The 15,127-nt window shown below is 34.2% G+C and carries 20 protein-coding genes; 14 read left to right on the forward strand and 6 right to left on the reverse strand.

Going from position 1 to position 15,127, the window contains the following annotated elements; genetic code table 11:
• The first annotated feature begins 319 nt into the window (after positions 1 to 319).
• Complete coding sequence (locus OEW78_RS05785; protein ID WP_300325430.1) at positions 320 to 505, forward strand: hypothetical protein; 186 nt, start codon at positions 320 to 322, stop codon at positions 503 to 505.
• The gene (locus tag OEW78_RS05790; RefSeq protein ID WP_300325433.1) at positions 506 to 928 is read left to right on the forward strand and encodes a hypothetical protein; all 423 of its coding nucleotides are present in this window, start codon (positions 506 to 508) and stop codon (positions 926 to 928) included.
• Positions 929 to 1,178: 250 nt separating this feature from the next.
• Here OEW78_RS05790 and OEW78_RS05795 read toward each other — a convergent pair whose 3' ends face one another.
• Both OEW78_RS05795 and OEW78_RS05800 read right to left on the reverse strand, forming a co-directional pair.
• The gene (locus tag OEW78_RS05795) at positions 1,179 to 1,631 is read right to left on the reverse strand and encodes a hypothetical protein (RefSeq protein WP_300325436.1); all 453 of its coding nucleotides are present in this window, start codon (positions 1,629 to 1,631) and stop codon (positions 1,179 to 1,181) included.
• An 82-nt stretch (positions 1,632 to 1,713) separates the two neighbouring features.
• Positions 1,714 to 2,094 (reverse strand): hypothetical protein, encoded by a 381-nt coding sequence (locus tag OEW78_RS05800; RefSeq protein ID WP_300325439.1) that lies wholly within the window; start codon positions 2,092 to 2,094, stop codon positions 1,714 to 1,716.
• A gap of 606 nt (positions 2,095 to 2,700) precedes the next feature.
• Between OEW78_RS05800 and OEW78_RS05805 the strand changes: the two genes are divergently transcribed.
• Both OEW78_RS05805 and OEW78_RS05810 read left to right on the forward strand, forming a co-directional pair.
• Positions 2,701 to 3,084 carry a winged helix-turn-helix domain-containing protein gene (locus tag OEW78_RS05805; protein WP_300325442.1) on the forward strand — a complete coding sequence of 128 codons (384 nt, stop codon included), beginning with the start codon at positions 2,701 to 2,703 and terminating at the stop codon, positions 3,082 to 3,084.
• 72 nt (positions 3,085 to 3,156) lie between these two features.
• On the forward strand, positions 3,157 to 4,431 hold the full coding sequence (locus tag OEW78_RS05810; RefSeq protein WP_300325445.1) for a Glu/Leu/Phe/Val dehydrogenase: 1,275 nt from the start codon (positions 3,157 to 3,159) through the stop codon (positions 4,429 to 4,431).
• 2 nt (positions 4,432 to 4,433) lie between these two features.
• On the opposite strand, the gene OEW78_RS05815 is transcribed toward OEW78_RS05810, so the two are convergent.
• On the reverse strand, positions 4,434 to 4,811 hold the full coding sequence (locus tag OEW78_RS05815) for a topoisomerase (RefSeq protein WP_300325448.1): 378 nt from the start codon (positions 4,809 to 4,811) through the stop codon (positions 4,434 to 4,436).
• Positions 4,812 to 4,895: 84 nt separating this feature from the next.
• Between OEW78_RS05815 and OEW78_RS05820 the strand changes: the two genes are divergently transcribed.
• The 4 genes from OEW78_RS05820 to OEW78_RS05835 are packed head-to-tail and all read left to right on the forward strand — an operon-like array spanning position 4,896 to position 8,678.
• The gene (locus OEW78_RS05820) at positions 4,896 to 5,036 is read left to right on the forward strand and encodes a hypothetical protein (protein WP_300325451.1); all 141 of its coding nucleotides are present in this window, start codon (positions 4,896 to 4,898) and stop codon (positions 5,034 to 5,036) included.
• Positions 5,037 to 5,720: a type 1 glutamine amidotransferase gene (locus OEW78_RS05825; protein WP_366523039.1), complete on the forward strand. Its 684-nt coding sequence runs from the start codon at positions 5,037 to 5,039 to the stop codon at positions 5,718 to 5,720.
• 42 nt (positions 5,721 to 5,762) lie between these two features.
• Positions 5,763 to 7,880: a 3-hydroxypropionate--CoA ligase gene (locus OEW78_RS05830; RefSeq protein ID WP_300325456.1), complete on the forward strand. Its 2,118-nt coding sequence runs from the start codon at positions 5,763 to 5,765 to the stop codon at positions 7,878 to 7,880.
• 36 nt (positions 7,881 to 7,916) lie between these two features.
• A complete protein-coding gene (locus OEW78_RS05835; protein ID WP_300325459.1) occupies positions 7,917 to 8,678 on the forward strand; it encodes an enoyl-CoA hydratase-related protein in 762 nt (253 codons plus the stop codon).
• Positions 8,679 to 8,731: 53 nt separating this feature from the next.
• Here OEW78_RS05835 and OEW78_RS05840 read toward each other — a convergent pair whose 3' ends face one another.
• Both OEW78_RS05840 and OEW78_RS05845 read right to left on the reverse strand, forming a co-directional pair.
• Positions 8,732 to 9,253, reverse strand: a complete 522-nt coding sequence (locus tag OEW78_RS05840) for a plastocyanin/azurin family copper-binding protein (RefSeq protein WP_300325462.1) — start codon at positions 9,251 to 9,253, stop codon at positions 8,732 to 8,734.
• Between the two features lie 103 nt (positions 9,254 to 9,356).
• Positions 9,357 to 10,403 carry a multicopper oxidase domain-containing protein gene (locus tag OEW78_RS05845; protein ID WP_300325465.1) on the reverse strand — a complete coding sequence of 349 codons (1,047 nt, stop codon included), beginning with the start codon at positions 10,401 to 10,403 and terminating at the stop codon, positions 9,357 to 9,359.
• 223 nt (positions 10,404 to 10,626) lie between these two features.
• Here OEW78_RS05845 and OEW78_RS05850 point away from each other — a divergent pair, with 223 nt between their 5' ends.
• The 6 genes from OEW78_RS05850 to OEW78_RS05875 all read left to right on the forward strand — a co-directional run bounded on the left by OEW78_RS05850 (position 10,627) and on the right by OEW78_RS05875 (position 14,470).
• Positions 10,627 to 10,965: an ArsR family transcriptional regulator gene (locus OEW78_RS05850; RefSeq protein ID WP_300325468.1), complete on the forward strand. Its 339-nt coding sequence runs from the start codon at positions 10,627 to 10,629 to the stop codon at positions 10,963 to 10,965.
• Between the two features lie 31 nt (positions 10,966 to 10,996).
• A complete protein-coding gene (locus tag OEW78_RS05855; RefSeq protein WP_300325471.1) occupies positions 10,997 to 11,593 on the forward strand; it encodes a CopG family transcriptional regulator in 597 nt (198 codons plus the stop codon).
• A gap of 47 nt (positions 11,594 to 11,640) precedes the next feature.
• Positions 11,641 to 12,042 (forward strand): CBS domain-containing protein, encoded by a 402-nt coding sequence (locus OEW78_RS05860; RefSeq protein WP_300325474.1) that lies wholly within the window; start codon positions 11,641 to 11,643, stop codon positions 12,040 to 12,042.
• Between the two features lie 89 nt (positions 12,043 to 12,131).
• Positions 12,132 to 12,482, forward strand: coding sequence for an iron-sulfur cluster insertion protein ErpA (gene erpA / locus OEW78_RS05865; RefSeq protein ID WP_300325477.1), 351 nt, complete (start codon positions 12,132 to 12,134; stop codon positions 12,480 to 12,482).
• Positions 12,483 to 12,633: 151 nt separating this feature from the next.
• Positions 12,634 to 13,779 carry a DNA primase DnaG gene (gene dnaG / locus OEW78_RS05870; protein ID WP_300325480.1) on the forward strand — a complete coding sequence of 382 codons (1,146 nt, stop codon included), beginning with the start codon at positions 12,634 to 12,636 and terminating at the stop codon, positions 13,777 to 13,779.
• A 7-nt stretch (positions 13,780 to 13,786) separates the two neighbouring features.
• Complete coding sequence (locus OEW78_RS05875; protein WP_300325483.1) at positions 13,787 to 14,470, forward strand: DUF120 domain-containing protein; 684 nt, start codon at positions 13,787 to 13,789, stop codon at positions 14,468 to 14,470.
• On the opposite strand, the gene OEW78_RS05880 is transcribed toward OEW78_RS05875, so the two are convergent.
• Positions 14,467 to 15,084 carry an FAD synthase gene (locus OEW78_RS05880; RefSeq protein ID WP_300325485.1) on the reverse strand — a complete coding sequence of 206 codons (618 nt, stop codon included), beginning with the start codon at positions 15,082 to 15,084 and terminating at the stop codon, positions 14,467 to 14,469. The genes OEW78_RS05875 and OEW78_RS05880 overlap by 4 nt on opposite strands.
• Between the last annotated feature and the right edge of the window lie 43 nt (positions 15,085 to 15,127).

Genomic DNA, 15,127 nt, shown 5'->3' on the forward strand with positions numbered 1-15,127 from the left:
AATTGTGACTAGCATGATGTCTTTCTTTGTTGCTCCTAGAAGTGTATCCGTAGACATTGAATGATTCTTCATTTTGTCGTATTTAATGACCCGAAATTTCTATGATTTCGTAATCCTAATGGAGATTATGAAAATAATGTATTGACAGAATTCAATCTCAATGCAGACAGGAAGAGGTTTTGGTTGGGAAGGATTGAGAGCATGGATGAGAATATTGTGAATGATTCGATGCCGATATCATTAGATCATTTCAAATTATAAAAAAATCATTATTTGTATATAGATCAAGCTTATATTGTATTAAACGATAGTTTGCGATATGACTGAAGATAATAACGAAAAACCAAAAATACAGCGTAGTGATATTCTCCCTAACGAAAACAACCTCGTTACTGAAACATATGAAGGAAAACCTTTGATTCATGCTCAAGCAAATTATGATGGAAAAGGAATTGTTAAGGCACAATCTAATAACAAGCAAACAAAATCAGACGATACAGAATAGATGACAGAATTTGATTATGTTGGGTGGATTGCAGCAATAGCAGCTGCAATTGGTCTAGGTTTTACTGCTTTTCAATTACGTGCAAACAATAAAACTCGCCAATTAGAATTAGTAGAAACTATTTATCATGACATTCATTCTTTAGAACAATTATTCTATGAGAGATATACGGGTAATCCAAAAAAAGAAGAACATTGGAGAACACTATTTTTTCAACAATTAGAATGGTTTGCTTTCTTAGTTAATGAAAAAAAAATCAAAGATAAAAAATCGATAGATTTTTTCAAACCTGCTTTTATTGATTGGTGTAAATATCTTTTTTTAGAATTTGCAGATGAGGATCAGATAACAAACCCTACCAGATTTGAAGAATTAAAAAAATTGTATACAAAATTTACAGGTCAAAATCTTCAAAAGACTTGAACCCATTATTTTTCATAGCACAAACCTAGGCACGAAAAGGGTGGATTCTATTTTTATTCTTTGTCGATAAAAAAGGGAAAGCCCCCCTCACAGGCACAAAAAACGCGATATAACTAAAGTTATGATGTGAGTTGTTTTATTGGGAATTGTTTAAAAAATCACAAACAACCATTGATTGTTGATTAATGAAAAAATAGATCAACCTAATTATTTTTTAAATTAAAACTATTTTTGTTAATTTACGCACAAGTTATTTCATTAATTTTTTGTAAATACCTTCTGCTGAAACAGGTACTGTTTTTACATTTTTATTATTCTTACACCAATTTACTAAATCAACATTGTGCTTCATATGATCAGTTTTAGTTTTTTCATCTATGAAAAGTCCTGAACGGTACGCATCGTGTAGAAATCCCTCAAACGATTCTCCAATTCCTTTATCTATCTTTTTTTTGTTTAATAAATGAGTCAATATATCGGAATAGTTCACATAGTCTCCAATAGTAAAATACAATCCCTCAATGTCTTTTACCATTCTTATTGCATGAATAATTTGATTAAAATCACTTAAAGTTTTAATTGAAATTTCTGTATATACTTTTTTTCGTTCTTTCCAATGATTTATGACTATGAATGTAGTAGATATTGCAACAGCTATTCCAGTTCCTATTGAAAGCATTGTTGAAATATCATCTAATGGCATACTTTCAAATCACACACATCCATTATAAAAAATAACAAATTTACAAAATTTTATGAATCTACATAGCGATTACAAAATGTAATTAAATCTTATTTTTGCTCACAAAATTCATCGAAATAGGCATTGAATCAATCCTCTTTTCATCATTAACATCTCTCAATTCTTCAAACCACATTCTTTTCCTATCTGCATTGAGATTCACTAATCTCTCAACAGTTTTGAATTTTCCAATACCTACTATCGGGTCTGATAATATTGCAGTCCTAAGACGGTTGACTCTCAGTATTTTCATTATTTGATACAGATTGCCATCTTTTTCTATAGTATCCAAATGTTCAATCTGGCGATTTCCAAGGTTACCGATTCCTCGTTTGTAAAAGTTCAAAGAAATAACAATTGCAAAGATTGCAACACCAATCTCAACTACTAGTGAAATCCAATTAGGAATATCCCATTCTGCCATAGTATTGAAATTATGATTTCTAATATGTGATTATCTATGTCCCAAACCATCACATCTGATGCATTTTACATTCAAATGCATAATCCTATACAAGATCACGACAATTACTTTCTTAAATGCTCATCTAGCAATCCTCTGGTGTATCTGACATCCTCACATAGACTATCTATTTTTTGTATGTCTTTTTTGATTTTTGATAAATCTGTCTCTAATGACGTAATCCTGCTTGAATGGTTTACAAATTTGTGAAGCAAAAACCCCAAAATTAAAAAAAATTGCTAATTTTGAATAGTTAATTCTACCAATACAATCTTTTTTCTACGAATGGGAATATGATAATTCTATGAATAGACTATCAAAAAATACAGAAGCTACAAAATGCTATTCCTATGTTTTTTCTAACAGCTACGCTGGAGCTATTCGTGAAGCTACACTTTTCCTATCTTTAGCTACACTTTCTAGGCATAGCAGCTATTCGTAAATTCTACAAAACACCCAAAGATAGGGCAAAGAGTGCTAAATCACTCTTTTTTGTGCCTAAAAGGCCAATATGGAAAAGATCTGGAAATACGGTTTTAAGTAAAATTGATTTTATTAATTTCAGGTATGTCCAATCAATTGCTGGTGTTTAAAGAAATCATTAGATCAAGACAGTCTCCAACCCAAAGAAAGACCGACAAGCAGACCCGGAAACTCTTACTATACTTATTCACAAGTACAAGAGGTGGATTTACACGTTTACGAATAATCATTCATTTGCTAGATCAACCATATAATACACATCAACTAGCACAGAAACTCAAACTTGATTACAAGGCTGTTCAGCATCACATGAAAGTGCTTGAGAAAAATAATATGGTTTTAAAAATTGGTGAAAAATACGGTGCAATATTTCACTTGTCTAATTTCCTTGAGATTAACATCGGTGCCCTTGATGAAGCAATTGACAAATTAGATAGAAAAATGAATCACTCCAAAATCTACATCTGATGTGGTCTATGAATTTACGATCTAAAAATTTGAACTAAAGTTAATATAATATGCACAGATTGAAAAAACATCTTGGTTAAAAATGATCCTTTTGCTAATGCAACAAAACAAGTTAATGATGCATGTGATATTATCGGAATCAAAGACAAAGAACTGCGTAAATATTTGGCAATGCCAAATAAAGTTTTGAGAGTTAAAATTCCCGTTAAAATGGATAATGGTAAAATTAGAGTTTTCACAGGTTTTAGAAGCCAACATAACAATGATAGAGGTCCATACAAAGGTGGTATTCGTTATTTTGATCCAGAAGGTGGAGTGGAATATATGGAACGTGAAGTTATGGCTCTTTCTTCATGGATGACTTGGAAATGTGCAATTGTAGATGTTCCTCTTGGTGGAGGTAAAGGTGCAATCTATGTTAATCCAAAAACTGAGAAACTCAGTGAAGGTGAATTAGAGCGACTCACTAGAGGATTTGCATTCAAAATTTCTGAAATTATCGGTCCAGGAAAAGACATTCCTGCACCCGATGTTTACACTACAGGAAAAGAAATGACTCAGATCATGGATACTTTTAGCAAACTAAACGGCAACGTATATTCTCCAGGTGTAATTACTGGAAAACCCATTTCTATGGGCGGCTCACTTGCAAGAAATGTTGCAACTGGATTAGGAGCAGCATACACTGTCAGAGAAGCTGCAAAGGCTCTGAAAATTTCTCTTAAAGGTGCAAAAGTTGTTTTGCAAGGATTTGGCAATGCATCAACATTTGCAGGTGAGTATCTTGAGAAAATGGGTGCCAAAATCATTGCTGTTAGTGATTCTAAAGGCTCAATTTCAATTCCAAAAGGTGCAAAGGTTAGTGCAATTTTAGCACATAAAGAAGAGAAAGGCTCAGTTGTTGGATTTCCAGGAAGTACAAAAATCTCAACTGAAGAATTACTTACTACAAAATGTGATGTTCTAGTTCCAGGTGCATTAGAGAATCAAATTGATGCAAAAATTGCAAAAAATCTCAAATGTAAAATTATTGCAGAAGCTGCAAACGGTCCAACATTACCTGAAGCAGATCCTATCATTTATCAAAAGAAGATTTTAGTTATTCCTGATATCTTGGCAAACTCTGGCGGTGTTTGTATCTCCTACTTGGAATGGGTGCAAAACAATATGGGATATTATTGGAGCTTTGATGAGGTTGCAAACAAGATGGAGAAAAACATCACCAAAGGATTCAAAGATGCATATGAACTTAGCAAAAAACACAAAATTGACATGAGAAAAGCAACCATGGTTTTAGCCGTAGAAAGAGTTCTTGAAGCATTTGACCAAAAAGGCATCTGGCCATAATCTTAGGTTAGAAAAGACTCGTAACTCCTTAACTGTTCAATAAACATTATCTTCCCTTTTGTAATCATGCGTAGTTTTCTTTTGAAAGAAAGATCTACTTTTGTTCTTCTTTGTAGTAATTGAATTGCTTTTCCAGTTAGAATACTTCCTTTTTTATCTCTGTCAAAAAGAATGATCAACCTTTCATGTTTTACAACAGAATCTGCAAAATCAACCATCCCCGCAAATCTGTGAAACTCTAAAACTTTTCCAGTGAAACCCAATTTCTTTAATGCATTAGAATCTCGCTTTCCTTCAACGACCACTGCACCATTTTCTATCGAATTTAATTCAAATACGAATTTTTTTAGTTCAAAAATTTCTTGCTCAGATACTAACACAATTTAAAATCTAATTTTACTTATTAAAACACACCTTGTTGAAAACCAATAAATTAATTCACCATGACAAATTAATGAAATCAAATGAAAACCGAAACAGAAATTGCCGAGTATAGAAAAGAGATTGAAGAGCGATTGGTGAAATCAGAATCTATGGATGCTATGAAATACTATCAAGGCGTTCTTCGATGTCTAGAATGGATAGTGACAGGACAAGACGTTTAGATGTCTAAAGTATTACTTGTGCAAAATACCCGAATTGAAGGTTCGGGGTACTTGGGTGAACTTTTACAAAAAGATGGATTTGAAATCACATCTGTTAATGCAAAACATGAAAAACTTCCAGACGAAAATTTCTCTCTTGTTGTGATTTTAGGCGCTCCTGAAAGTGCAAATGATGATTTACCATATCTCCAAGCAGAACAACGATTAATCAAAAACTCTGTTGATGAGAACATTCCTGTACTTGGAATTTGTTTGGGCTCTCAATTAATTGCTAAAACATTTGGAGCCAAAGTGTATGCTGGATCAAAAAAAGAAATTGGCTTTTACAATGATTTGAAAATTGACAATAATTCTAAATTATTTTCACGTTTCCAAAATACGTTTACCGTATTTCATTGGCATAGTGATACATTTGATTTACCTGAGGGATCTATCAGATTGGCCTCATCTGAGAACTATCAGAACCAAGCTTTTCAGTACAAGTGTGCAATTGGATTACAATTTCATTTAGAAGTAAATGAAGATATGGTAAATCTATGGCTTGACAATACTGAAGAAAAACTAAAAGAAATCCCATATATTGATCCCCAAAAAATTCGTTCTGATATCGATGAAAATATTCCAATTGTAAAATCAAATATGAAGAATTTTTACAACAATTTCAAAACATCATTTGATCTTTGACCAAAGTTTAATATACTGAGTTTTGATTTTACCAATCGAACGATGACAGCAGTTAAGAAAATTTTTGATGAAGTTATCCAAACTGATCACAAAGTCATCACTGAAGAAACATCAAAATCAATCCTCAAAACTTATGGCGTTAAAGTACCTCCATATGCCTTAGTAACTTCTGCAGAAGATGCAGAAAAACAAGCAAAGAAGATTGGTTTTCCACTTGTTATGAAAGTAGTATCTCCTCAAATTTTACACAAAACTGATGTAGGTGGAGTCAAAGTCGGACTAGACAATGTGGCTGATGTCAAAAAGACATTCACTGACATGTATGGTCGACTATCTAAAAAGAAAGGAGTTGATGTTAAAGGAATACTTTTGGAAAAGATGGTTCCAAAAGGCGTCGAATTAATTGTAGGTATTCAAAATGATTCTCAGTTTGGTCCAATCATTATGGTAGGGCTGGGTGGTATTATGACTGAAGTTATGAAAGATGTTGCATTTAGAATGCTTCCAATAACAACTTCAGATGCAAAATCTATGTTAAACGAACTTAAAGGCTCAAAACTCCTCAAAGGTTTCAGAGGAAGTGAACCAATTGATACTAACATGGTTGCAAAAATGTTAGTGGATATTGGAAAATTGGGTGTTGAAAATGCAGATTACATTAACAGTATTGACTTTAACCCTGTGATAGTATATCCAAAATCCCATTTTGTAGTCGATGCAAAAATTATTCTAAATAAAGAGATAAAGAAAAATTCAATTTCAAAGGCAAAACCAAACATTGAATCAATGGAGACATTCTTTACTCCAAAAACTGTTGCACTTGTTGGAGCATCAGCAAGTCCAGGAAAGATTGGCAATTCAATCTTGGACAGTTTAGTAAATTATGATTTTAAAGGAAAAGTATACCCAATCAATCCAAAAGCTGATGAAATCTTTGGACAAAAATGCTACCCATCAGTTGCTGCAATTCCTGGCGATGTTGATCTCGTTGTAATTTCAGTTGATTTGTCAATGACTCCCCCTGTTTTAGAGGATTGTGCAAAGAAAGGAGTTCGTAGTGTGGTAATTGTCTCTGGTGGGGGAAAAGAACTTGGTGGAGAAAGAGCAGATTATGAAGCTGAAGTTGCAAGATTGTCTAAAAAACACAAAATCCGAATTATTGGCCCCAACTGTATTGGAATGTTTAATGCCGCTAATCGCCTTGACTGTGCATTCCAAGGACAAGAAAGAATGCTACGTTCAAAATTAGGTCCTGTGGCATTTTTCTCACAAAGTGGAACCATGGGAATTAGTATGTTAGAATCTGCCGATGTATTTGGCTTATCTAAGATGATCAGTTTTGGTAATCGCTCTGATGTTGATGAAGCAGATATGATTTGGTATGCTGCAAATGATCCTCAAACTAAAGTAATCGGATTATACGTTGAAGGGTTTGGAGACGGTAGAAAATTCATCAATGTTGCAAAACGTGTAATGAAAGAGAAAAACAAACCAATTGTGATTTGGAAGAGTGGGAGAACTGCTGCAGGCGCAAAACAAGCTGCATCCCATACAGGCTCCCTTGGAGGTTCAAATGCAATCATTATGGGCGCATTCAAACAAGCAGGAATTATTTCAGTTGAAAGTTATCAAGAATTAGCAGGAGTCTTAAAGGCACTTGCATGGCAACCTCCAGCAAAAGGTAGCAAAGTAGCAATGACTAGCAATGGTGCTGGCCCAATGATTGGTGGAATTGATCAATTAGAAAAATTCAATCTTACAATAGGAAAGCTATCCTCAGAAAATGTTAAAAAAATGAAAGCACATTTTCCACCCGCTGTCCCTATTCATAATGGTAATCCAGCAGATGTTGGTGGTGGTGCAACTGCAGAAGATTATAGATTTGTCATTCAACAATTCATGGATGACAAAAATGTTGATATTGCAATGCCTTGGTTTGTATTTCAAGATGATCCTCTTGAAGAAACAATTGTTGATCATTTAGCTGACTTCCAAAAGAAAAGGAAGAAACCTCTTTTAGCTGGTGGCAATGGTGGTCCATACACTGAAAAAATGATTAAATTAATTGAAAAACACAATGTCCCAGTATACCAAGATCTAAGAACTTGGGTAGCAGCTGCCGCTGCGTTATATCAATGGGGCAAAATTTCTAAAAAATAGATAACATTTAAGTCTCACATAACATGACAAATTTTCATGTCACTAGTTACCACATCTACTTCTGATGGCATTTGTACTGTCAAAATTAACAGACCTGACAAACTCAATGCTATGAATACTGATGTTGCAAAAGAACTAATCAAAACTTTTGAAGAGCTAAACCGTAATGATGACGTCAAAGTTATCATTTTGACTGGTGAAGGAGAAAAGGCATTTTCTGCCGGTGCAGATATCGAATACATGTCTAAAATCTCTGCAGATGAATCAGTTGAATATGCAAAGACAGGTCAGCTTGTCACTGAAACTGTAGAATTGGTTAAGCAACCGACTATTGCAGCAGTTAATGGTTTTGCACTAGGTGGAGGCTGCGAACTTGCAATGTCTTGTGATATTAGAATAGCAGCAGATACTGCTAGACTAGGTCAACCAGAAGTAACAATTGGTATCCCTCCTGGATGGGGTGGTACTCAAAGATTAATGAGAATTGTGGGAATAGCAAAGGCAAAAGAACTTGTCTATACCGGTAAAATGGTCAAAGCCGAAGAAGCAAAAGAAATTGGTCTCGTAAACCAAGTAGTTCCTCTTGCATCTTTGCAAGAAGAGGCTTTGAAAATGGCACAACAAATAGCTGGAAACTCTACTATGGGTGTTCAGATGTCTAAAGTTGCAATCAACAAGGGAAGAAATGCAGACCTTGATACTGGTCTTGCAATTGAACTTCTTGCTTGGAGAAACTGCTTTACTCATCCAGACCGCGAAGAGAGAATGACGGCATTTGTCAACAAGTCAAAAAAATAGCTATTTCTAATTTCTTTCCTATTTTATTAATTATTTTTTCAGTTTTCCTATCTCTAAGATACCGTTACTATTCCAACTCTCCATGGATGGAACGAACAAAAGTAGTTGTAAACCCCTGATTCTTCAAATGTAAATTCAAATTTGTCTCCTGTGTTCATTGGTGGACTGTTAAACAATTGTATGACCTTTCCTTTCTCCCCAATACTTTGGATGTTGTGAGGTACAGAATCATCATTTATCCATGTGACTGTTGTACCTGCTGGAATCTCGAGGTTTAATGGAGAATAGAACCCTGCACCAGTTACATCAAAGTTTCCATTAGGAATGAATATTTCTGCATTTAAAATCTTAGGTACTTGCTTCTCTAAAGTTTCTATGACGATAACATTATTTTCTATCAAAAATTTTATCATGTTTAGAAATTCTGCCTCTGAAATAATCCCTTCGCCATACCATAGTGCAGTATTTTTTACCCACTCTGGAACTGGTTCTGCACTTGCAAAATTTACAGAAAATGAAATTAATAAAATTGATAATATTGAAACTGGAATAATTGTTTTAGCACTGTATTCCATATAGTACAGTATCTTTTGTAAATTTAAATGATTATGTAGATTTTCATATTTTAAATCCAAATCCCAATATTTTATCGCTGAAAAACAGAATAAAAAAGAAGAGTTATTCTTCTACTATGAATAGACCTATCATTCCTGCATCTGCATGACCTACGACATGGCAATGGAATAACCAAATTGCGGGTTTGTCGGGTTTGATAATGAATGATTCGAGTGTTCCCTGAACTAATGGGAATGTTTGAGAAGTTATTGTAGTCCCTCTCTCATTCGTGCTTGAAATCATTTTATTTCCATGTAGATGGAATGAATGGATTTGTTCACCTAGATTTGTTACATGAAATTCAACTGTTTCTCCAACTTTTGCCTTATAGACAGGCAATGTGTAATTGAACTGTGCAACAATCCCGTCTAGACCTTTCTCTGCAAAGATTTCTTCAAGAGCTTTTTCTCCCCCTGGAACCCCTTTACCGTTCATGATGAAGTATGGTGTAGGTCCTTTCTCCATTCTTTCAACATTGTGACCTATTTCTGACATTACGATTGGAATATGTCTGTCAATGTATGGTCTTGGAGGATTTCTTTCAATGATAATGTTGCCATAAAGACCTTGCAAAATATGATCTTTTATCCCAAGGCCTTCAGATGCTGCATGATCATGGAAAAATGTAGTTCCCCAAGTATTCACATTGTATTCATATGTCCATTCTTCACCCGGTGGAATCATTGAACCTGCTCCTACTCCTGTGATGATATTGACAGGGGATCCATCATGTTTAGGATCATAGTCACTCATATGAGCATGAAAACTATGAGTCACATCATGATTGTTGATTACTCTCACTCGTAATAGATCTCCTTGCTTTACCATTAGAGTTGGTGCTGGCACTGTTCCATTATATGTCCAAGCATGCCATACGGCATTGTCAGATATTTGAATGTCTGTTTGTTCAATTATCAATGTGTATTCTTTTACTGGTTGCTCTTCAGCTTCAGCAATTTGTGGTTGTAATTCAGATATCTTTTGAGTTTGAACATCATAGATAGTCTGTGTTTCTGTGTGTTCTGGTAAAAGTTGAATGTTCTCTATCACACCCACAATTAAAAATACAAGTACGATCGGTATTACTGCCAGGGCAAATTTTTTCTGCATGAAAAAATCCTTTGTCTTATCCAATTAAACCAAAAGCGCTTTTTCAAATGTAAGAATGTGAAGATGGGTTCTTATGTGATTCCATGATGCTATTACTAGATATTCTTCTAAAATTCGTGATCCGTTAAGATTTCAACATTATTCAATTCTGGCCTGGTTTTGTGTATACATTGTCTTGCAGTGTAAACTTATCTGTTATATCTAATTTTGAGACTGTTTTTACATGCAAGAATTAATTCAATCCCAAAAAATAATGGATGAAGATAGAAAGCAGGTTATTTTGGAAATACTTGCTGACACATATTGCAAATTAATCCTCCACAATACTCTAGAAAAACCAAAATCTGCAATGGAAATATCTAATGAGAAAAAAATTCCTATTAGTACTGTGTATAGACGATTACAGACTCTGTTTGATGCCAAATTACTTGCTATTTCCGGCTCGATCAATCAGGATGGGAAAAAATACTTTCTATACAAAAGTAGAATAAAGTCAATCTCTCTAAAATGTGACTTGGAGGTCACAACTGTAGAATTGGTTCCAAATACACGCGTAAGTTAGATGTTAGGAGCCTTTGTTTGAGATAAAATTGATGGACAAAAATCTTACTTCAAATCGACAAATCAATTCTTCAAAAAAAGAATCCACTCGAAGCATTACGTATAGACTTCCAGAAAAACTCGTTTCCGAGTTAGAAACCGAATCTACTCAAAGAGGCATTTCACAAAATGTGTTGGTTAGACAAATTCTAGAAAAATATGTTCAATGGGATCGTTTTTCTAGTAAAATTGGAATGATTCCAGTCCCAAAAGGAATTCTTGAAGCATTGGGAGGAGAATTAGATGGAAAAGATATTGATGAAATAATCACTCTGATGTTTCCAATGATCAAGGACACTGTTTTGTTTATCAAAGGTGGATATGATTTGGAAAGATGTATTGAAACATTAGAAGATTACATGAGAGCGTCTGGAATGAATTCTGATCATCGAGTGGAAGGTGATATGCACATATTTTTGATTCAACATGATTTGGGATTGAAGTGGTCTGTTTTTACTGAACAGTTGCTATCTCAGGTCTTCCATAATTTCTTACCTGAAAAAGAACTAACGTTTCAGACCACTGATAACACAGTAATTCTATCTGTCTCACTAGGTTCTGATTTTAATGAACATAATTATCACAACTGAAATTCAATAAATCCTTTGAAATATATCTTATACTATAATGTTCATCGATGAGTTCGTTTGATTCTGTCCCGCAAAAAATTCGTGTAAAACAAATTATGAGAAATTCAATCATTTCAGTTGACTCTTCTGCCACTGTCACTGATGCTGCAAAAATGATGGAAGATGCAGGAGTTGAGACTGTAATAGTCTTGGAAAATAATCTGCCCGTTGGAATTGTAACTGATAGGGATTTTGCAATAAAAATAACTACTCATTCTTATCCAATTAACACTCCTGTTAGAAGAATAATGTCTTCTCCTCTTATCTCCATTGATTCTGATTCTGATTTATGGGAGGCATCTGATTTGATGTCTACTAGAAATGTAAGAAAATTACCTGTTATTGATGATGACAAGGTTGTTGGAATTTTAACGTCTAGTGACTTAGTCAAACATATTGCTGATGACTAGAAATCACGATATCCATGCCAATTTCTTGAATTACTAGTGTGTCGGGTGGGAAAAGATTATTATAATTTGAGCCGTCTTTTTTCATTATTATGGCAACTGAGCAAACACAAAAAATGATCACAGTTACCGCAAAAGCAGCTGAAAAGATCCAAGAATTTATGAAAGAAGAAGCAGAGGCCCCTGAATTCCTTAGAGTATACGTTCAAGGTGGTGGTTGTTCTGGTCTATCATATGGGATGGGTTTTGAAAAAACACCAGAAGAAGATGACCTTGTCTTAGAAGAAAATGGTGTCAAACTTCTAGTTGACAGCTATAGCGTTGATCATTTACAAGGTGCAAACGTAGACTATATTGAAAGCCTAATGGGTTCTGGATTCAAAATTAACAATCCAAATGTTACAAAATCCTGTTCATGCGGTCACTCTTTTAGCACTGAATAAACAATTTCATAATTTTTCATTTTTATCTTCTCATAGCGATTGCTATGAGCCCCTTGTTTCTTGAAAATTTTACTATTTTTGATATTTTTTTGCGATACCCTCATATATCGAAAGCAGAGACCAAAATTATGATAATAAAGGAGATGAACTTATGTCCGGTAAATCAGGAATTGTCAAATATCACGTTAAACTTTCCTATGAAGTCGATGGACTCGTTGAAAGAGCAGATATAATCGGAGCCATCTTTGGCCAAACAGAAGGACTGTTAGGCCCCGAGATGAATCTGAATGAACTGCAACGAGTTTCTAAAGTAGGTCGCATTGAAGTAAATGCAAAATCTACATCAAACACTACAAATGGTGATGCATTAATTCCCATGAGTACTGATATTGATACATGTGCATTAATTGCAGCAGGTATTGAGAGTATTGACAAAGTGGGTCCATTTGATTGTAAATTCAAGTTAGAAGCCATAGATGATGTACGAGCTGCAAAGAAAGATGATATTGTAAGACGCGCTAAAGAAATTAAACAAAAATGGGCAACCAAAACTGTTAGTGAAGGTGAAAGCATGCTAAATGATGTTCATCAAGGTGATGCTGGAAAACTATCCACATATGGTCCATCAAAATTAACATGTAGTTCAGGCCTTACTACTTCCAATTGGGTTATTCTAGTTGAAGGAAGAGCAGATGTAATCAATCTTTTACGAGCTGGATATGATAACGCTCTTGCAATTGAAGGTGCTAAAATCGACGAATCGATAAAAGAATTATGTGATTCAAAGGATACTGTAGTTGCATTCCTTGATGGTGACAGATCTGGTGGATTCATTCTCAAAGAACTCCAATCTCTTGTAACCTTAGACTATGCACTTCAAGCAGATACTGGTGTTGAAGTTGAAGAATTAACCCCACAAAGAATTGATGAAATACTAAGACCTATTGCTGATGAGATTAAAGAGGGAAAACCTGCACCTAAACTAAAAAGTGAAGATGATAAACCTGTAGCTGAAATGGCAGCAAAAATATATCCAAATCTCAATGAAACCCTTGAAGCAGTTGCATTAGACGGTGATCAAAATGAGATTTTCAAAGTTCCAATCAGCGAAGTTGTAAGTAAATTATCATCACAATCAGGAATCAAATATCTTCTATTGGATGGGATTATTACCCAGAGACTTTTAGAAGGCGCTAAAAATGCTGGTGTTGAATGTGTAATTGGTCATAGAGTGGCAAAACTATCAAACTCTGATGGTATGACACTGAAAACATTCGGCGACCTTGGTGTATCTTAGAATATAGATGACTGAACTAAAGATTCAGCACATCCTAACTCTTTCATATTTACTCTCAAAAGGTGCAAAATACAACTATGTTTCTATTACTACATCTTCATTGGGTAAAAACATAAAAAAATCACAACAAGCTGCCTCAAAACATCTCCTTGAATTAGAACAAAATCAATTCATTGAGAGGATAATTAATGGAAGAAACATCTCAGTCAAAATTACTCCAAAAGGATTTTCTGAAATGGTAAAACTCTCTTCAATTTTACAAAAAAGCCTTGATTCTTCACCATCTCATGTTGAACTCAAAGGTACACTAGTTTCTGGAATGGGTGAGGGTGCATATTATATGGGATTGAAAGGTTATACAAAACAATTCGAATCAAAAATAGGTTATGTTCCATATCCTGGAACTCTTAATGTCAAACTAGATCAAAAAATCCATCAAGAAGCAATCAAGCAATTTGAAACTTTTGATGGTGTAAAAATTAAGAGCTTCTCTGATGGAAAAAGAACCTATGGATGGGTCAAATGCTTTAATGCAAAACTGAATAACTCTACAAACTGTGAATTGATAATTTTAGAGCGTACACATCATGATGATTCTATAATCGAATTGATTTCAAAAACTTGTCTGAGAAAAATTGCTAAATTAAAAGATGGCTCTAAAGTGTCAATTAAAATTCCAATAGATTCCTAAATCCCGTGAATGGATTCACCATATTCTTTTTGAATTTTAGAGCTTGAACTTTCAGGTATTGGAGACTGTAACCTTGCAACTATTGCATCAAGCTCAATTTTCTTACATCCTTCTGTAATGAATTTTTCTTGATGAATCTGATCATATCCTAGTGCAATAATTTGTGGTTTGACGTGATTCACTGTTTTGAAAATATCATCTTCCTGACCAATTAAACAAAGATCTACCATTGACAATGAATTCACTAATTCTTGTCTTTGTTCTTGTGAATGCAGTGGTCTTCTTTTCTTCATCTTTACTGCTGTATTATCAGTTGCCACCACTACGACTAGTATGTCTCCTAGCTCTTTTGCTGCATTTAATGTGTAAATGTGACCTGGATGAATAATGTCAAAAACTCCTCCTGCTAAAACTACACATAATGAATTTCTCCCTGCATTTGTGAGTGTTTTTCTATCTTCATTTACTAATTGATTTTTAATTAATTCATCAATTTTTGAATCGATCATGTCTTCAGAAAATATGGTCTTTTTCTTGATTATTTTAGATACCTCTTTTCCTTCAATCTGACATACGTACATGATAGATAAGATGGTTTTTTCACTTTGCTCCAATGTTTCTTCTATTTTTGACCCTCTCTTTAATTCATCGCTAAAA

Origin of the sequence: Candidatus Nitrosopumilus sp. (assembly GCF_029882185.1) — an archaeon.
Lineage (GTDB): Archaea > Thermoproteota > Nitrososphaeria > Nitrososphaerales > Nitrosopumilaceae > Nitrosopumilus.